Origin of the sequence: Amycolatopsis sp. NPDC098790 (assembly GCF_044759945.1) — a bacterium.
Classification (GTDB): Bacteria; Actinomycetota; Actinomycetes; order Mycobacteriales; family Pseudonocardiaceae; genus Amycolatopsis.
Map to the genome: position 1 here is coordinate 1,862,392 of NZ_JBIWAI010000001.1, position 17,527 is coordinate 1,879,918.

13 protein-coding genes are annotated in these 17,527 nt (G+C 72.5%); 8 read left to right on the top strand and 5 right to left on the bottom strand.

What is annotated here, in order from left to right:
* Positions 1-40: 40 nt before the first annotated feature.
* Positions 41-664, top strand: coding sequence for a hypothetical protein (locus tag ACIQWX_RS09360; RefSeq protein WP_400867587.1), 624 nt, complete (start codon positions 41-43; stop codon positions 662-664).
* Here the strand turns inward: ACIQWX_RS09360 and ACIQWX_RS09365 are convergent.
* Positions 653-3,457, bottom strand: coding sequence for an alpha-L-fucosidase (locus ACIQWX_RS09365; protein ID WP_400867589.1), 2,805 nt, complete (start codon positions 3,455-3,457; stop codon positions 653-655). The genes ACIQWX_RS09360 and ACIQWX_RS09365 overlap by 12 nt on opposite strands.
* A gap of 147 nt (positions 3,458-3,604) precedes the next feature.
* Between ACIQWX_RS09365 and ACIQWX_RS09370 the strand changes: the two genes are divergently transcribed.
* A complete protein-coding gene (locus ACIQWX_RS09370; RefSeq protein ID WP_400867591.1) occupies positions 3,605-4,486 on the top strand; it encodes a sigma-70 family RNA polymerase sigma factor in 882 nt (293 codons plus the stop codon).
* Positions 4,487-4,590: 104 nt separating this feature from the next.
* On the opposite strand, the gene ACIQWX_RS09375 is transcribed toward ACIQWX_RS09370, so the two are convergent.
* Together ACIQWX_RS09375 and ACIQWX_RS09380 are read right to left on the bottom strand one after the other, a co-directional pair.
* A complete protein-coding gene (locus ACIQWX_RS09375) occupies positions 4,591-4,800 on the bottom strand; it encodes a hypothetical protein (RefSeq protein WP_400867593.1) in 210 nt (69 codons plus the stop codon).
* Complete coding sequence (locus ACIQWX_RS09380; protein ID WP_400867595.1) at positions 4,797-7,925, bottom strand: SpvB/TcaC N-terminal domain-containing protein; 3,129 nt, start codon at positions 7,923-7,925, stop codon at positions 4,797-4,799. The genes ACIQWX_RS09375 and ACIQWX_RS09380 overlap by 4 nt, the downstream gene beginning before the upstream one ends.
* Before the next feature lie 182 nt (positions 7,926-8,107).
* Between ACIQWX_RS09380 and ACIQWX_RS09385 the strand changes: the two genes are divergently transcribed.
* The 6 genes from ACIQWX_RS09385 to ACIQWX_RS09410 all read left to right on the top strand — a co-directional run bounded on the left by ACIQWX_RS09385 (position 8,108) and on the right by ACIQWX_RS09410 (position 14,690).
* On the top strand, positions 8,108-9,730 hold the full coding sequence (locus tag ACIQWX_RS09385; RefSeq protein WP_400867597.1) for a S8 family serine peptidase: 1,623 nt from the start codon (positions 8,108-8,110) through the stop codon (positions 9,728-9,730).
* Complete coding sequence (locus tag ACIQWX_RS09390) at positions 9,727-10,302, top strand: RNA polymerase sigma factor (RefSeq protein ID WP_400867599.1); 576 nt, start codon at positions 9,727-9,729, stop codon at positions 10,300-10,302. Before ACIQWX_RS09385 ends, ACIQWX_RS09390 begins: the two co-directional genes overlap by 4 nt.
* The gene (locus tag ACIQWX_RS09395) at positions 10,299-10,784 is read left to right on the top strand and encodes a hypothetical protein (RefSeq protein WP_400867601.1); all 486 of its coding nucleotides are present in this window, start codon (positions 10,299-10,301) and stop codon (positions 10,782-10,784) included. Before ACIQWX_RS09390 ends, ACIQWX_RS09395 begins: the two co-directional genes overlap by 4 nt.
* 140 nt (positions 10,785-10,924) lie before the next feature.
* Positions 10,925-13,438 carry a CHAT domain-containing protein gene (locus ACIQWX_RS09400; RefSeq protein WP_400867603.1) on the top strand — a complete coding sequence of 838 codons (2,514 nt, stop codon included), beginning with the start codon at positions 10,925-10,927 and terminating at the stop codon, positions 13,436-13,438.
* A 131-nt stretch (positions 13,439-13,569) separates the two neighbouring features.
* Positions 13,570-14,061, top strand: a complete 492-nt coding sequence (locus ACIQWX_RS09405) for a DUF4232 domain-containing protein (protein ID WP_400867605.1) — start codon at positions 13,570-13,572, stop codon at positions 14,059-14,061.
* A gap of 20 nt (positions 14,062-14,081) precedes the next feature.
* Positions 14,082-14,690, top strand: a complete 609-nt coding sequence (locus ACIQWX_RS09410; protein WP_400867607.1) for a DUF4232 domain-containing protein — start codon at positions 14,082-14,084, stop codon at positions 14,688-14,690.
* A gap of 123 nt (positions 14,691-14,813) precedes the next feature.
* Here the strand turns inward: ACIQWX_RS09410 and ACIQWX_RS09415 are convergent, their stop codons facing one another.
* Together ACIQWX_RS09415 and ACIQWX_RS09420 are read right to left on the bottom strand one after the other, a co-directional pair.
* Entirely contained in the window at positions 14,814-16,121 is a 1,308-nt protein-coding gene (locus ACIQWX_RS09415; RefSeq protein ID WP_400867609.1) for a DUF2079 domain-containing protein, read from the bottom strand.
* A 56-nt stretch (positions 16,122-16,177) separates the two neighbouring features.
* Complete coding sequence (locus ACIQWX_RS09420) at positions 16,178-17,476, bottom strand: sensor histidine kinase (RefSeq protein WP_400867611.1); 1,299 nt, start codon at positions 17,474-17,476, stop codon at positions 16,178-16,180.
* Between the last annotated feature and the right edge of the window lie 51 nt (positions 17,477-17,527).

Below are 17,527 nucleotides of genomic sequence, written 5' to 3' on the forward strand. Positions count from 1 at the left end.
CGCATTTTCGCTTGTCCCCGCGCGGGGTAAGGATGTCGGCATGCTGGACACCGAAGTCCTCCCGGAGGCGTCTTCGCGGGTGCTCGACGTCGTCACCCCGCTCGGGGACGTGCGGTTCGCCGTCCGCGCCGGCGGTTGGGACGTGCCCGCGAGACCCGAGCTGACCTGGGAGCTCGGCTCGGGCGCGCGGCTGTGCCGGTGGCGGCACGAGTCCGTCCGGCTCGACGTGCTGTCCGGGGCCACCGCTTCGGGGACGCCCGGCGTGACCCGCGAGACGACGATCTTCCGGCTGCTCGCCAGGGAAGACGTCAGCGAGTTCGTCGTCCAGGCCGAGCTGGCCGGCGCACCGGTGGAGGCGCGGATCTGGGAAAGCGCCTTCACCGCCGAGATGGCCGGCGCCGTGGTGAGCATCGGCGGTCCGAGCGCCGACGTACTTCGGCGGTGTTCGCGGGCCGGGCAGCACGTGCCGCCGTACTGGTCGAGGTTGCTCGGCGGCGACGCCGTCGAGCGGACCGGCGGCCGGCTCACCTGGCGGCTGCCCGCCGTCGAACGCGGGGACTACGCCGAGCTCTGGGTGACCGTCGCCTGGAGCGCGGCGGGCAGCGACCCGGGCCGGGCGCTCGACATCGACCCGGCCCGGGTGCTGCGCGAGCTAACCCAGTGAAACCCGATCCAGATCCGGCGCCCCGCTCCGGTCGTTGCCGATCCGGAGCGTATGGGCGCCCGCGGTCAGCGTCACCGGGACCGAAGTGGTGTACGGCGTGCTGTTGCCGGCGCCGCTCACCTTGACCTCCACCGGCGCGCCGCCGTCGACCGACACGAAGTACGAGCGGTCGCCGTTGACGGTGAAGTCGAGGTACAAGGTGTACTGACCGGCCGCGCCGACCGTGACGCCGGGGAACGTCACCGCCGCGCCCGCGCTGCCGCCGATGTTGCGCACTTTCTGCCCGCCCGAACACGCCGAGCAGCTCGTGACGCCGGCGTCGCCGATGTCGTTGGCCGAGTCCTCGGCCTCCCGCATGAACACCCGGTCGGCCGGGCGTTGCTTGACCTGCACCGGTTTGCTGACCGACTTGGCACGCCCGAGCGTCGTGAAGTTCGCCGTCACCGGGATGGTGACGTCCTGAGCGGCCGGGGCGGTTACCGTCCACGATCCACTGAGGACTTGGCCGAGCCGCAGGTTCGCGGCGGTCACCGGGGCGCCCTGGAGCATCCAGCCCGCCGGGACGGCCGGGGCCAGCGACACCTGGTCGAGCGGGTCGTCGACGTCGAGCCGCAGGGATGCGGTGACCTTTATGGACTGCTGGCCAGGTGAAACCCATTGCACGCCAGCCGGTTCCACAGTCAGGGTCGTCTTCGGTGTGTAAGACTCGGGTGGCAGCGGTGCGACCGCGATCCGGTCGAGGGCGGCCGTGCCGGAGACCTTGACGGTGTTGGCGCCGGCGGTGAACGGCACCGCGATCGCGCCCGGGGCGTTGACGGTGACCGGTGCGGCACCGTTCACGCTCACCGACAGCGTCCCGGGGCCGGCCGTGTCGAGCTGCAGCCGCGACGGACCCGTGGCCTGGACGTTCCGGTAGACGACGGCACCGCGGTCGAGACCGGCGACCGCGGCCGTTCCCGAGCACGCCTCGCACCACACCGGGGATGCTTTGCCCTCGAAGCCGTTGCGGGGTGATTCAGCCTCTAGCGGCACCTCGCCGCGGGGATCGGGGTAGCCGTAGGCGACGTCGATCTCGTCGAGCGCGAGCTGGTGGAAGAACGGCTTGGCCTGCGGTCCGGACCACGTGTTGAGCACCTCGAGCTTGAGGTAGCGCGCGTGCACCTCGCCGACGTCGACGAACTGGACGCCGCGAGCACTCGGCAAGGCTCCGGTGCGCACCGTGCGCCAGTTCTTCCCGTCGTCACTGGCGTCGACGCGGTAGTCCTTGATCCGCGCGGAATCCTCGGCGCGGCCGAAGGACTCGCGCGCGGCCGTCGGCGACGACTCGCGCTCGTGCACCGCCAGGTACGCCGTGGACCGTTTCCGGCCGAGGTCCAGCGTGACCGACACCGGCTGCTGACCGCCGGCGTCCCAGTAGTTCAGGTAGCTGCCGTCGGCGAGGTTGGCCGCCGGGTGACCCGGTGCCGACGCCGACGCGGTCGCCTTGATCGTGCTCTTGTCGTAGAAGTACTGCTGCCCGGCGGTGTCCACTTGGAACACTGTGTCGTAGGTGTCCCAGTCCTTGATGTCCAAGATGGACAGATAGCCGCCGGACTGGGCGAAGCGTATCGGCTTGCCGCTGCGCACATCGGACACCCCGGTGACGCGGTAACCGTTGTCGCGCAGGCGGACCAGGTTCGTCGACGGCCGCGTGACGACGTGCACGTACTGCGTTCGCCCCTTCATGGTGATGACGCCGTGTGCACCGTCGTTCCAGAAGCCGGGTTGCATGCCGCCGTACATGTAGCCACCACCTTCGGTGCCTTCCAGCGTCTTCCTGATCGGCTGCGTCCAGGTGGCCATGAAGTTGTTGAACGCTTCCTGCTGCGGCGGGAACTTCCCGTTCAGCATGGCGGTTTCGGCCATCAGCGACTTGATCGACGAGCCCGCGTTCGTGATGTAGCGGCCGGTGGAGAGCCGGAAGTCGACGGCCTGGTCGCCGCCGCTGTACCACCAGTCGCCGTTGGTCGGCAGCTTGTAGTCGGCCTCGGTGAGCCGCGGCATCGGCGTGTAGATCGCTTGGGGGTAGTCGTAGGACGGCGTCATGCCGGTCTTCTGCTCGTTGCTGACCGTGTCCATGATCGGCGTGTCCTCGTTGTTGTTGCTCAGCAACCAGGATGGCCGCTCCTCGCGGATGTGCTCGTAGAGGCCGTGCTGCTCCCAGTACTCGTTGTCGTTGTCGATCCAGAAGCCGGCGAGGTCGGCGTAGCGGTCCATGACCTCGTCGAACAGGTCGTAGCTGAACTCGCCGAAGCCGGGGCGGGTCGTGAGGTCGACCGGGTGGCCCTTGTACGCCGAGTAGGCGGCCGAATCGAGGGACTCGTGGCCGGTTTCGTTGTGCCACTGGGGATCGTCGGTCATGTAGAGCATCACGCGGACGCCCTTGGCCTTGCCGGCGGCGATCAGCTCGCCGAGGAAGTCGCGTTGGGTCGAGCAGCTGCCGGGGATCTTCGACGGCCACGGCCGCGCGTAGCCCAGCCGGCTGTGGAACGTCGTCAGTACGACGTAGGACGCGCCCAGCTTCGTGGCTTCGTCGATCCAGTAGCCCGGCGTCCAGCCGCCGGCGGTGACGTCGTGCTCCCAGGCGGCGCAGTCGGTGTGCCGCGGCGCGGTGAACATGCCCCAGTGCAGGAACAGGCCGGCCGTCGAGGCCCGCAGCCAGTCCTGGCGCGGGTGGTACAGCTCGGCGTGCGCGGGGGTGACCAGGGTCGCCAGCAGCACGATGACCGCGGCGAGGCAGGCTCGGACTCTCATGGCCTCTCCTTCGTCGGAGAGGTCCGATGATTATGCGGTGATATATCGTACGTCAAGGGCAGATGCCGGTGAGCGGGACGTAGTCGTCAGACCTGTCACAACCTTGGCGCGGGATACGTCATGGTGGTGAACCGAAAGGACGTGCCCGTGAACGACGACATCTTGGCTCGCGGCTTCGAGAGCCACCGGAGCCACCTGCGGTCCGTCGCCTACCGGATGCTGGGCTCGCTGAGCGAGGCCGAGGACGCCGTGCAGGAGTCGTGGCTGCGGCTGAGCCGGAGCGATTCGGCCGCGGTCGAAAACCTCGGCGGCTGGCTGACGACGGTCGTCGGGCGCGTCTGCCTCGACATGCTGCGCTCGCGCAAGGCCCGGCGCGAGGAGCCGTGGGACGTCGTGGTGCCCGACCCGATCATCGGCCGCGAAGACGCCGGACCCGAGCACGAAGCGCTGATGGCGGACTCGGTCGGGCTCGCGCTGCTGGTCGTGCTCGACACGCTCACCCCGGGCGAGCGGCTGGCGTTCGTGCTGCGGGACATGTTCGCGATGCCGTTCGAGGAGATCGCGCCGATCGTCGGCCGCTCCGAGGCGGCGACCCGCCAGCTGGCGAGCCGCGCCCGGCGGCGCGTCCAGGGTGCCCCGGTGGCGCCGGACCCGGACCTCGCCCGGCAGCGCGAAGTCGTGGAGGCTTTCCTGGCGGCGGCCCACGGCGGCGACTTCGACGCGCTGGTGGCGGTCCTCGACCCGGAGGTCGTGCTGCGCGCGGACCGCGGCACGGCGTTGGGCGGCTCGGTGGAGGTCCACGGCCCGGCGGCGGTGGCCGGCCAGGCGCTGACGTTCTCCCGTCTGGGCGCGGGCGGCGCGGTGATCCGCCACGCACTGGTCAACGGCGCGGCGGGCGTGGTGGCGACCCGCGACGGGCGGCCGTTCTCGGTGCTGGGCTTCACGGTGGCCGGTGGGCGCATCGTGGAGATCGACATCCTCGCGGACCCGGAGCGCCTCAGCCGGCTGGACCTGGCGGTGCTCGACTGACCCAAGCGCCCCAAGGCGGCCTTGGTTGCGTCTCACGCACCCAAGGCGGCCTTCGGTGCGTGTGACGCACCGAAGGCCACATTGGGGCGCTTGGTTCCGGCGAGTCACGCAGCCGGGCGCTCCGCCGCCAGTGGCCGGTTCGCCGACGTCTTGAATGAGTCATTCAGGACCTCGGAGGTCCTGAATGACTCATTCAAGACTTTTGGGCGGAACCGCTGCTGAGTGCCCGCCGGGACTTCGCCGAAATCCTGGCCGTCCTCGGCTGACATGAACGACTCTTTCAGCGCGTCCGACGACATGAAAGAGTCGTTCATGTCCTTTCGGCGACCACCGCGCCGGAGTCGTCGGTGGTCAGGGCCACCTCGTCGCGGTCGTCGAAGTGGAGGTACTCGCGGCGGCCGTCCGCGTACTGGCGGACCGTGCCCGCCACCACGACCACCAGCTCGCCGTCCTCGATCGCGTACAGGTCGTCCGGCGTCAGGACCTCGTGGATGTGCGTGCCGTTCGTGATCAGCGTGCGGACGCGGCGGCCCGTGTGGTCGTAGCCGTACAGCGCGTTCACCCCGTCGTCGCCGTGCACTCCGCGCAGCCGGTCGAACGCGTCGCGGATCTCGCTGCCCGGCCGCGGTTCCGCCGGTTCCCCGGGCCGCACCGGGTGCAGCAGGCCGCCAGGGCCCGTGACCACGTGCTCCGGCGTGAAGTGCTCGCTCACCCCGTTCGCGTAGTGCACCGCGGTCCGGCGGCCGCGCAGGTCGTACTGGACCGCGTCGACGAACCCCGGCACGCTCACCAGCCGCCCGACCTCGTCGTACTGGTGGCGGACCGTCAACCTTCCGTCGCCCGCGTCCGGGTAGACCACTTCGGACAGTCGGCCGTCCGCCCGCCGCGTCACGTCCAGGCGGTACTCGACGGCGATGTGCGCCGGCCGCCAGCGCCGCTCCGCCGGGTGGCCGAGCGGGTCGTAGCCGTACAGCGTCACGCCGGATTCGTCGGCGACGCGCACCAGCCGCCCGCAGCTGTGCGGGCCCGCTTCGAGGGGGACCGGGAGCCCGCCGTCGTGGTGGGTGAACGTCGTGACCGGCGTGCCGCCCGGGTCGTCGACCAGCACCGCGACCACCCGGTCGGCCGCGTCGTGCACGCGGTACACCGTGTGCCCGCTCGCGGTCCGCGTCTCGACCGCATTGCCGGCCGCGTCCCGCGCGTGCACCACCCCTTCGGCGTCCCGCAGCTCGCGGCCCAGCAAGTCCCGCACGACCCCAGTAGAGGAGTCCGATGTGGACGTCCCCAGTGGACGGCCGAGCGCGTCGTAGTGGAACGACTCGAAGGCCACCGGTGCCTGGGAAGCGGGGAACGCCCGGCTCGTCCGGCACACCAGGCCGCGCGCGCAGTACTCGTGGTGCTCGTCGACGACGTCGCCGAGCAGTTCCGCGTGCCGGCGCTGCAGCAGCCGGCCGGCGCCGTCGCGCAGCTCCGCCGTCACGAGCACCTCGGCCTCGCCGGACACCGCGCGCTGCTCGGTCGTCACCCGGGCACCTTCGTAGCGGTACCGGACGGTCGGCAGGTCCGCCGAATCACCCGGCCGCACCACGGTTTCCGGCCGCCCCAGCGGGTCGTGCGTCACCGTGGTCACCGCGCCCGCCGGGTCGGTCACCTCGCACACGCGTGCCGTGCGGACGTCGTAGCGCGTCGACGTCACGTTCCCGAGCGGGTCCGAGAACACCTCGGGGAAGCACCGGTCGGCCGAGTACCGCACCTCGTGGGTGTGGCCGTGCGGCCCGGTCGTCGTGGTGCGCAGCCCGGCGACGGTGTCGAGCCGCCCGTGGAACGTCGTCACCCACCAGCCGTCCTCGCCGGGGCGCCGGTGGTAGCCGTGGTGCCGGAAGTCCGGCACGATCGGGCCGTAGACGCCGGCGACGAGCGCGTCGGTGAGCGCCAGCTCCTCCCGCGCGGTGAGCAGGCCGTGCGAACCCGCGGTGCCGTCGGGCCGCTCGTCGTACCGGAAAACCCGGTCCGCCAGCACTTTCCCGCCGCCGTCCACCGTCCGGACCCGCGCGGGCAGCGCGGTGAACCGGCGCTCGGGAGCCGTCGCGTACGTCGTGCGGGTGTCGCGGACGAGCGGCTCGCGGCCCGGCCGTTTGACGGTTTCCACCTCACGGACCGGGTTTCCGGAGGTGTCGAATTCCGTCTCCGTCGTGGTCACCGAGACCGGCCGGTCGTGGCGCTCGAAGTCGGTCGCGACCGAGCGAGTCCACTTCGGACGGCGAGCGTGCTCGACCCGGCGGTACGGCCGATCCTCCGAAGTGGACCCGTCGAGGCCGTAGACCTCTTCCTTGTTCAGGATCCCGCCGTCGCCGAACCAGCGCACGGTTCGCAGCGTCGGCGCGTACTCGTCGCCGAGCTCGTCCTGGATGACGCGGCCGAAGCCGTCGTGGTAGGAGAACACCGTCACGCCCGTCTGCCCCGTGACCGCTTCGCGCCGCGTGACGCGCCGGACCACCGGGACCGTCTCGACGGTCGCGTACTCGACCGAGGTGAGCAGCCCGAGCCCGTTGTCGATCTCGCTCAGCCGCCCGGTACGCGGGAGGTCGGCGGGATCGAGGGAGAAGCACGGCGCGGAGTCGTCGAGCAGCAGCACACCACCGCCACCACCACCGGCGGCCCGGGCCGGCGCGGCGACGTGGACCCGGCGCGCGACCGGCGGTTCCGCGCGGGCGTAGGCCAGCCGCAGCACCGGCGCGGCCGCCTCGGCGCCGTGCGCGTCGAACCCGGTGAGCGCGACCGACGTCAGCAGCGAAACGCCGGTGACGTCGTCCTCGTCGTAGCCGAGGTGCCACCGGCGCACGAGCGGCCGCGCGTCCGCGGGCACCCGCAGGTCGACGCGGGTGCACCGCAACGCCGTCGTGACGAGCGTGCCGCTGCGGCCCCAGCGCAGCACGTCCGGCCGTTCGTCGTAGGTGAAGTCGACTTCGTACGGGCCGTAGGCCACGCGGGCGAGGTACGCCTGCCCGCTGTGGTGCGCCCAGCTGAAGTCCACGGCGTTCCCGAACGGGTCCTCGGTCCGTTCGAGGTACCAGGCAGTGCCGGCCGACCGGCCGCCGTCGGTCGTGCCGAGCAGGTGCCGGACGCCCGACCGGGTGGTGAGCACGAACCCGTCGCCGCGGCGGACGAGCTTGCCGCCGTCGCCGGAGCGCGCGCGGCCGTCGGTCAGCCGGACGTGCGGCAGCGGCAGCGCGAACCCGCCGCCGAAGACGCCGTTCGGCGCGCCGGTCGTGTAGCGCAGCGCCAGCGCGGGCGCGATGCCGCCGGGACCCGGCGGCAGGTCGAGCGGGACGGCGAAGCAGCCGCCGCCGGTGGCCGGATCCGGGGTGAACGCGCCGCCCAGCCCCCGGACCGGCGCGGGCCGGTCCGCTTCCTGTGCGCTCGACCGGAGCACAACCATGCTGATCTCCCCGAATGCATCCGTGACTTCCGGGGGCCAAGTGGGTGAGGCGGACCCGTCAGATACGTCTTCACCCGTTTGCCGTGCTTGTTACCCATTCGTGACGTTGGTGTCGTATCCCAATGGCGGCCCACGGGTCTTTCCCGGGTGCCATCAGTGATCAATGGCGGAGGGTGGACCCGATGGTCGTCAAGTTCGTGCGGGACGAGACCGCGGAAGCGACGGAGGACGCGAGCACGCTCAACGAGCTCCCGACCCCGCCCAGACAGTTGCTCGACCGGCACGGCGCGCGGGTGCTCGACCCGGCCACGGCGGTCGTCGCCGCCGGGCAGCCGGTCCCGCGCACGACCGTGTACCGGCCGGGCGCCTTCCTGCTCCCCAACCGGTACCTGCGCGACCAGGAGACCCTGGCCGCGATCAACCGCGTGCTCGCCCGCATCGGCATCTACGCCGAACCGGCCGACCGGGGCGGCGACTCGAAGGGGTACGCGCGCGCCCGGCAGCTCGACGACCTGCCCGCCCGCGCGCTGCTGAACGTCCGCGCGGACTCCGACCCCGTCGTCGTCGACTGCTGGAAGGCGCTGCAGCTGCTGCGCTCGGCCGCGTCCGGCGAAAAGCCCGAGATCGACCCGGAGATCGTCGCGCGGGTCTCCGTCGAGCACCTGCTGTTCACCTCGCCGGTGTTCGGCGGGGTGCCGTGGGAGACCAGCGGCCTCGGCGGCACGCCCTGGGAGACCAGCGGGTTCGGCGCGGGCAGCTCGTACGGGCGCACCCACGGCGCCAACCGGATCCCGGTGACGCTGGCCGCGGACCCGCCCTTCCGCAGCAAGAAGCCCGCGCACCGGCGTCCGGTCGTCGCCGTGCTCGACACCGGCATCGGCCCGCACCGCTGGTTCGGGCTGGGCGACCGCAGCGGGCCGCCGCCCGCCGGGTCGGGCCTGCGCGTCGCCCCCGACATCCAGGCGGCGATCCTGCAGGCCGAGCTCGCGTCGAACACCGTGCCGACCCAGCTGCTCCACGACTACTGGGACGCGCCGACGACCGGCCAGCCGCTGATCGGCGACATCGACACCGACACCGGGCACGGCCTGTTCATCGCGGGCATCATCCGGCAGGCCTGCCCGGAGGCCGACACGCTCGCGATCCGCGTCGTGCACAGCGACGGCGTCGCGTACGAGGCCGACGTCCTGCTGGCGCTGCACCTGCTGGCCGACCGCGTCCGGAACGCGCAGGCGAACGACCGGCCCGAGGACATGGTCGACATCGTCTCGCTCTCGATGGGCTACTACGTCGAAGACCCGGCGGACGTCGCGTTCACCGGCCTCTTCGGCGCGGCGATCGCCGACCTGCTCTCGCTGGGTGTGCTGGTCGTCGCGGCCGCGGGCAACGACGCCACCACCCGCCGCTTCTACCCGGCGGCCTTCGCCGACCAGCCGCTCGGCGGCGGCTGCGGCCCGCAGGTGATCAGCGTCGGGGCGCTCAACCCCGACGTCGGCGCGACCCGGGCGCTGTTCTCGAACGAAGGCCCGTGGGTGAAGTGCTGGGCGACCGGCGCGGGCATCGTCAGCACGTACCCGGACGACGTCCGCGGCAGCGCGGCCGCCGACCACGAGCTGCCCGGCCGTGGTTCCTTCGACCCGGACGACTACAGCGCCGGCTTCGCGGTCTGGGACGGGACGTCGTTCGCGGCGCCGCTCGCCGCCGCCGAGATCGCCAAGGCGCTGTTCCAGCACGCGGGCGACCTGGCGACGGTCGACCGCGACACCGTCGTCAAGCGCGCCTGGGCCGCGCTGGGCTCGCTGTGAACGTGGCCAAGACCGACCACAGCCGGGTAGCGGCCCTGTTCGACGCCGCGCGGTCGGGTGACCGCGCGGCGCTGGACGAACTGGTTTCCCTGCTCACGCCGCTGCTCTGGCAGGTCGCGCGCGATCAGGGGCTGGACGCCGACCAGGCCGCCGACGTCGTGCAGACGACGTGGCTGCGCCTGCTCGGTTCGTTCGCGGAGATCCGCTCGCCGGTCGCGCTGACCGGCTGGCTGATCACCGTGACCAAGCGGGAGGCCTGGCGGGCTGGGGAAAAACGCCAGGTCGAGCGGCCGCTGCCGGAGCTCCCGGAGCGGCTCGCCGAAGCGTCACCGGCACCCGAGGAGGGGGTGCTGCGCGACGACCAGCGCGCGAGGTTGTGGCGCGCGGTCGACATGTTGCCCGAACGCTGCCGCAGCCTGCTGCGGATCGTGGCGTTCGTGCACCGGCCGGACTACGCCGAAGTGGGCGCCCGGCTGGGAATGCCGAGGGGGAGTATCGGCCCGACCAGGGGACGTTGCCTCGCGCGCCTGCGCGAGCAGCTACTCGCCAACGGCGAAGGAGATTGGCTGTGACCACCGTCGAACCACCCGGCGCGAACGAGCCCTTGGACGAGCTCGACTTCCGGTTGCTGACCGGACTGCGCGAGCTGTGGGAAGACGCCGACCCGATGCCCGCCACGCTGGTGGAGCAGATCCGCTTCGCGATCCAGCTGGAGGACGTCGACCTCGAGGTGATGCGGATCCGGGAACAGGAGGGACTGGCGGGCGCGCGCAGCGCCGCCGAGCAGGGCCGGCTGATCACGTTCGACAGCGAAAGCCTGACGATCATGGTGAACGTGAGCCCCGAGCCCGGGGGGACGATCCGGCTGGACGGGTGGTTGACCCCGCCGGCCGAGCACCCGATCGAAGTCCGGACGGCGGGTGGTCCGCTGACGACCACTTCGGACGCCGAGGGGCGCTTCGCGGTGAGCGGGGTGCCGCACGGGATGGTGCAGGTTCTGGTGCGGACGCTGGGTAGGTCGAGGACGGTGAGCACACCGGCTGTCGAGCTATGAGGTGAAAATCTGCCCTCCCGGCAAGAACTCCCGGACGGCCACGACCCGGAGGTACGATCCGGGACGTCCTTCTCGGCCGAGGGGGACGGCCCCGGCCGGAAGGGCAGCCTGTGGTCGCGTCGCCGAGGGCGGAAGACCGGGTGCGCGACCTGCATCGGCGTGCGGTCGCGGCGACCAACAACGGCCAGCCGGTCGTCGGTGGGCGCCTGATCCGTTCTGCCGCAAGGCTGCTCGGCCTGCCCGCCACGCAGCCGCCGCCGGAGTGGCCGGCCTGGACCGACCTCGCCACGCGCGTCCTCGGCACGTACGCCGCCGTCGAAACCGCGCTCGGCAACAGCGCTCGCGGACTGGCCCTGCTGGACGAAGCCGACGTCCTCGTCTCGGACGCCGGGCGCGGGATCCTGCGCCAGCAACGGGGTCTCGTCCTCATCCTGATCGGCCGGATGGACGAAGCGCTGGTCTGCTTCGACGAAGCGATCCCGCTGCTGCGCCAGGCCGGCGAGTTCGTCGTGCTCGCCCGGACACTGCTCAACCGCGCCATGCTGCACCAGTACGCCGGGCGCGTCCGGCTCGCGCTCGCCGACCTCGACCAGTGCGAGCAGATCGGCGCGGGGCAGCCGGAAGAAGACCTGGCCAGGATTTTCGCCAAGGCCGCGCACGGCCGCGGCCAAGCGCGTGTCCTCACGGGAGACATTCCCGGCGCACTCCGGGACTTCGACGCGGCCAGCGGGTTCTACGCCGAACAGAGCGTCGGGATGCTGCCGGTGCTGGCCGTCGACAAGGCCCGCGCGCTGCTCGCCGCCGGGCTGCCGCAGGAGGCCGCCGCCGAACTGGACGCCGCCCTCGAGCAGTTCCCGCGGTCGCGGATGAACCAGGAGCACGCCGAAGCCGAGCTGACCCGGGCACTGGCCGCGCTGGCGAGCGGTGACCCGGCGACCGCGCGCAGCTGGGCCGGGCGTGCCGAACGACGATTTCGCCGTCGTGGCAATGAAACCTGGGCCGCGGTCGCCCAGCTGACCGTGCTGCGCGCGGACTTCGCGGCCGGACGGCGGATCGCCCGCGTCGCCGCCGAAGCGACCGCGCTGGCCGATCGGCTCACGGCGTTGGGCCTGCGCAACGACGCCGAGATCGCCGCGCTCCTGGCCGCCCGCGCGCGCATCGCGCTCGGCGACCTCGACGGCGCCCGCGCCGGCATCGCCCCGCGCGACCGCCGGGCCGCGCCGCTGGAAAACCGGCTGGTGCGGCGGCTCGCGCTGGCCGAACTCGGGGCCGCGAGCGGCGACCGGCGCGTCACCTTCGCGAACGCGCGCGCCGGGTTGACGCAGCTGGAGCGTCACCGCGGCCGGTTCGGCAGCATCGACCTGCAGACCGGGACGACGTCGCTGGGCAAGGAACTCGCCGACGCGGGCCTCGCCGCCGCGCTCGCCCAGCGCTCTCCCGGCGTCGTGTTCCGGTGGCTCGACCGCTCGCGCGCGCAGGCGTTCCGGTTCCGGCCGGTGCGCCCGCCCGCGGACCCGGAGACCGTCGACGCCGTCGCCGAGCTGCGGTACCTCTCGATGCAGATCCGTGCCGGCGAGCTGTCCGGGAAGCCGGACGCCCACGCCGTCAAGCGCTGCGCCGCGCTGGAACGCGAGATCCGCGCCAAGGGCTGGCAGGCCGAGGGCACCGACGTCGACCACCCGGAGGCGAAGCTGCGCGAAATCGGCGACGAGCTGGCCGAGACCGGCAGCGCGATGGTCTGCTTCCTCGCCGACCACGGCGCCCTCTGCGCGCAGGTGATCGCGAACCACCGGGTCGCGCTGATCGAGCTGGGCCCGGCGTCGGCCGTCGCCGAACCGGTCGCGCGGCTGCACAGCGACCTCGACGCGTTGTGCGGGCGCCAGCTGCCCCCGCGGCTCGACCAGGTCATCCGCCGGTCGGTGCGGACGCAGGTCACGGCGCTGGACTCGATCCTGCTGGCGCCGCTGGCGTCCCGGCTGGGCGACCTCGACGTCGTCGTGGTGCCGACCGGCGCGCTTTCGGCCATCCCGTGGGGCCTGCTGCCGACGTTGCACGGCCGGCCGGTGACGGTCACGCCGTCGTCGTCGGCCTGGCTTGACGCCGGCCGCCGCCCGCGCCGGGCGGCCGGGGCGCCGCTGCTGGTCGCGGGCTCGGACCTGACCCACGCGGAGACCGAGGTTTCGTCGCTGGCGCCGCTCTACCCGGAGGCCGAGGTGCTGACGGGCGCGGACGCGACGGTCTCGGCGACGCTCAAGGCGTTCGACGGCTGCCGCCTCGCGCACTTCGCCGCGCACGGCCACCACGAGCAGGAAAACGTGCTGTTCTCCCGGCTCAACCTGGCCGACGGGCCGCTGATGGCCTACGACGTCCAGCAGCTGTCGACGGCGCCGGAGCAGGTGGTGCTGTCGTCGTGCGACGTCGGCCAGGCGGTGGTCCGCGCGGGCGACGAGGTCCTCGGCTTCACGGCGGCGCTGCTCTACGGCGGCAGCCGGACCGTGGTGTCGAGCGTGGCGCGGGTCGACGACCGCACGGCAGGCGGCGTCATGCTGGCCTACCACCGCGCGTTGTCGGCGGGCACGCCCCCTGCGCGTGCCCTGGCCGACGCGGCCCGGGCCGAGCCGCTGATGCCGTTCGTCTGCTTCGGCCGAAGCTGACATTCCTTTTGACGCACGGGGTTCGCCGAGGTTGCTTTCCGGTGATCGACCCCATCCCGGCGCATCCCCGGGCCGTCCCTGGGCATCTCCTCCAGTGAGTCCAGTTGATCACGGAACGAGGGAGGACGACCATGAAGCGCACTGTCACCGCGTTGCTCGTCGGGGGTTTCACGGCCGGCGGGCTGGTGCTGGCGGCGGGGGCCGCGAACGCCATGCCGAGCGACCACCCGTGCGGGGCGTCGGACGTCCGCGTGTCGGTGGCGCCGGACCCGTCGAACGCCGCCGGGCACGAGGCTTACGTGCTCACCTACACCGCGGCTTCGCCGACGACCAACTGCAAGCTGGAAGGCGCGCCGACGGCGGTGTCCTTCCTGGCCGGCGGGCAGCCGCTGGCGATCTCCGCGACGCCGGACGGCAGCGAGTCCGTGCCGGTGAACCTGCGTGACGGCCACCCGGCGGTGTCGCGCGTCATCCAGCGCTCGGCGGCGACGCCGTCGGCCGCGCCGGAGTTCGTGACGTTCGACCTGCCGACCGGTCCGTACGGCCAGCCGGTGAGCGTCGCGTGGCCCGCGGGGGCGTCCGTGAAGGGCGACTCCGTCCAGGTCACGCCGGTGAGCAACTGAGTTCGGGGAGGGGAATCCACATGAAGCGCATCCTGATGGGGATCGGCACGGCGGCGGGCGCGTTCGCGCTGGCGGCGTGCGGGACGTCGACGGCGGCCCAGGCACCGGCCGCTCCGGCCGCTGTCGGCCCGGCGTCCGTTGCTCCGGCGGCGGGCGGGTCCGGGGGTGGCGTCGCGGCGGCGTCGACCGCGACACCGCGTTGCACCACGGCCGATCTGGAGGTCCTGCTGGGCAAGCCGGCCGAGAAGAACGACGCGCCGGGCCAGTACGACATCCCGCTGACCTACCGCAACACGACGGACCACACGTGCGGCCTGTACGGCGTGCCGGGCGTCGACCTGGTCGGCCCGGACGACGCGACGTTCGGCCCGGTGTACCACCTGCCGCGCGTCGACAACGGCGTGAAGTACAACGAGGTGACGGCGGGGACGACGGCGTCGGCGACGATCACGGTCGTCAAGCCGGCGGCCGGCGAGCCGACCTGGACGCCGTCGAAGCTGAACACGATCCCGCCGGGTTCCACCTCCGCGCTCACCGCGCAGTGGCCGGCGGACCTCCCGGTGCTGCGCCAGGACGCGGCGACGCACCCGGGTTCGTACGTCAACGGCATCCTGGCCGACCCGGCCTGACTGTCACTCGATCGGGTGAAGCGGAGGGCCGCGCGTCATTCTCGGCGTGTGGCCCCCTCTTTCTTCGTGCGGCGGTAACCGGCCGGCACGCCCCCCGACTGGCCGGTTACCGCTGCGGTCCTTCTACCCACGGTGGAGCAGCACGACGGAGTCCGTCTCCGCGACGCTCAGGTATCCGGTGTCTCGCAGCCCGTCGAGAGCGGAATCCTTCGTCGCCAACGTCGTCGGCCACGACTGTTCGGGACGGGCCACCACCACCCACTCCGGCCGCTCGCGCGTCACGCCGTCGAAGAACAGCACCGTGCAGCGGGACGTCAGCCGCGGGGCCAGCCGGTTGGAAGCCAGCACCGTCGCGCCGGACGGGATGCGCGCCAGGACCGCGTCGATGCCCGCTCGCTGCGACGGTGTCCACACGCCGTCCGTCAGGTGGGCCGCCTGCAGCCCCAGCGAAGCCAGCCCGGCGACCAACGCGCACGCCGGCAGCAGCCGGGCCGCTCGGCGAGCACCGTGCAGGCCCGCGAGGAACACGATCGGCATCAGGACCGCGCTGTAGTGGTAGCCCAGGCCCCAGTAGCGGTCGTTCGCCGAGACCAGCCGCCACAGCAGCGTCGGCACCGCCAGCAGCAGCACCGGCGACCGCAGCGCCGCGAACGCCGTGGGCACCAGCAGGGCCAGCAGCATCGAGACCTTGACGATCGCGCCGCCGAACGGGTTCAAGCCGCCGCCGTGCGCGTAAACCCCGGCCGGGTTCAGCGCCGGCAGCACGACCAGGAACAGCACCGCCGAACAGGTCACGCCGAAGACGATCACCGCCCAGCCGAGCCGTCGCTGCCGGTTGAGCACCAGCACGACACCCACCGCGGCGAGCGTCAGCGGCAGGTCTTCCTTGACCAGCACCAGCGGCAGCGCGCACCAGACCGCCGCCCGCCACCGTTCGCGCAGCAGGTGCTCGGCCGCGAACGCCACCATCGGGACGGCGAAGCAGACCTCGTGGAAGTCGAAGTTCACCGCGGACAGCAGGCCCCACGACAGCACGTATCCGACGCCGGCGACCGCGCCCCGGCGGCTGCCGAGCACCTGCACCGCGCACCGCGTCACCGGTATCGCCGACAGCGCGAACAGGAGAGCCTGGGCGACCAGCAGGCACGCCGGTGATGGCCAGAGCAGGTAAAACGGCGCCAGCAGCGCCAGGATCGGGTGGAAGTGGTCGCCGAGCGCCGGCGCGCCGGGGCCGAGCAGGTCCGCCACCGGCCAGTGCCCGTGCGCGTAGGACCGGACGACCTGTTCGAAGATCCCCAGGTCGAACCCGCTGGCGTCGAACGTCCGCAGCCGCTGCAGCGACCAGGCGGCGTACCCGGCGAAGGCGACCGCGGCGACGACGTGGGGGACCGCGCGCGTACGCACCTGGACCGGTGCGAAGTCGATCAGCATGGCGGGATGGTCTTGGGGCCACGCTGAACGGGAGCTTAAGCGAGCTGAAGACGTCTTCAGGCAAGCGGGAGGCGCAGCTCCAGACGGGCACCCGACGTGCTGTCGGCGACGCGCAGCGTCCCGCCGTGTGACCGGGCGATCTCGGCGGCGATCGCCAGGCCCAGCCCGGCGCCGCCGTCGTCGTCCCGGGCGCGGTCGGCGTCGAGGCGCACGAACCGGTCGAAGACGCGCTCGCGGTCGTCGGCCGGGATGCCGGGGCCGTCGTCCTGGACCGTCAGCACGGCTTCGCTGTCGGACGCGGAGAGCGTGACCGTGACGCGGCTTTTCGCGTGGCGTTCGGCGTTGTCGACGAGGTTGCGCAGCACGCGCTCCAGCCGGCCCGCGTGGCCGCGCACCACCGGCGTCGCCTCGATGTGCACCTCGATGCCGTCACGAGGAGCGGGCAGCAAGTCCGCCGGCGCCACCGGTTTGGTGCCGGCCGGCTGGCCGGCGTCGAGCTTGCTGAGCAGCAGGAGGTCCGCGGAAAGGGTCTCCATCCGCGTCACGTCGAGCACGGCGTTTTCGCAGCTGCGGCGCCAGTCGAGGCGGTCGGGGTGGGCGAGCTGCACTTCGAGCTGGGTGCGCAGGGACGCCAGCGGTGTGCGCAGCTCGTGCGACGCGTCCGCGGTGAACTGGCTCTGCCGCCGCACCGACCGGTCGAGCCTGGCCAGCATCTCGTTCATCGTGACGGCGAGTGCGGTGATCTCGTCGCCGGAGTCCGGCACGGGGACGCGGCGGCCGAGGTCGCCCGCGCGCACGCCGTCGACCTCGGCGCGGATGGCGCCCACCGCGCGCAGCGACCGCCGGACGGCGAACCAGGCGACGCCGCCGACGAGCAGCGCGGCGGCGGGCACGCCGCCCCAGAGGATCCGTTCGGCGGTGGCGACGGTTTCGAGGCCGACGGGGTCGATCGGCACCGACGCGCGAACGAAGTGCTTGCCGTCGAGGGTTCCGGACTGCGACACGACGGTGTTCTCGCCGCCGAAGGGCCGGCTCAGCACACAGTCCGTCCCGTAGACCACGGCCCGCCCGACGTTCGCGCGGGGAGCGTCCGGGCAGCTTTCGGTCTTGTCGGGGCTGATCCAGTAGCCGCTGTAGTCGAGCTGCCCGGCGACGTCGACGGGCTTGACCCCGGCGTCGAGCAGGCCGGCGACCGCCCTGGCCTTCTCGCTGGCGAGCTGGTTCGCGGAGCTGTCCAGCCCGCTGCGCAGCGCCTGCACGAACCAGTACGACCCGAGGCCGAGGACGAGCGCCGCCGCGAGCGCCGCGAAGAGGGCGACCCGCCACCGGGTCGACCGGGGCAGGAGCCGGATCATGCCCCGAAGATAACCGCACCTTCGGAGACCCGGGACGGCGTCCGGGCTCCT

Bases quoted from the DNA above. Each gene is read 5' to 3' on its own strand.
- ACIQWX_RS09405 (WP_400867605.1), top strand. From the start codon at position 13,570: ATGAAGCGCACTGTCACCGCGTTGCTCGTCGGGGGTTTCACGGCCGGC.
- ACIQWX_RS09380 (WP_400867595.1), bottom strand. From the start codon at position 7,925: ATGGTTGTGCTCCGGTCGAGCGCACAGGAAGCGGACCGGCCCGCGCCG.
- ACIQWX_RS09375 (WP_400867593.1), bottom strand. From the start codon at position 4,800: ATGAACGACTCTTTCATGTCGTCGGACGCGCTGAAAGAGTCGTTCATG.
- ACIQWX_RS09410 (WP_400867607.1), top strand. From the start codon at position 14,082: ATGAAGCGCATCCTGATGGGGATCGGCACGGCGGCGGGCGCGTTCGCG.
- ACIQWX_RS09385 (WP_400867597.1), top strand. From the start codon at position 8,108: ATGGTCGTCAAGTTCGTGCGGGACGAGACCGCGGAAGCGACGGAGGAC.
- ACIQWX_RS09420 (WP_400867611.1), bottom strand. From the start codon at position 17,476: ATGATCCGGCTCCTGCCCCGGTCGACCCGGTGGCGGGTCGCCCTCTTC.
- ACIQWX_RS09415 (WP_400867609.1), bottom strand. From the start codon at position 16,121: ATGCTGATCGACTTCGCACCGGTCCAGGTGCGTACGCGCGCGGTCCCC.
- ACIQWX_RS09365 (WP_400867589.1), bottom strand. From the start codon at position 3,457: ATGAGAGTCCGAGCCTGCCTCGCCGCGGTCATCGTGCTGCTGGCGACC.
- ACIQWX_RS09360 (WP_400867587.1), top strand. From the start codon at position 41: ATGCTGGACACCGAAGTCCTCCCGGAGGCGTCTTCGCGGGTGCTCGAC.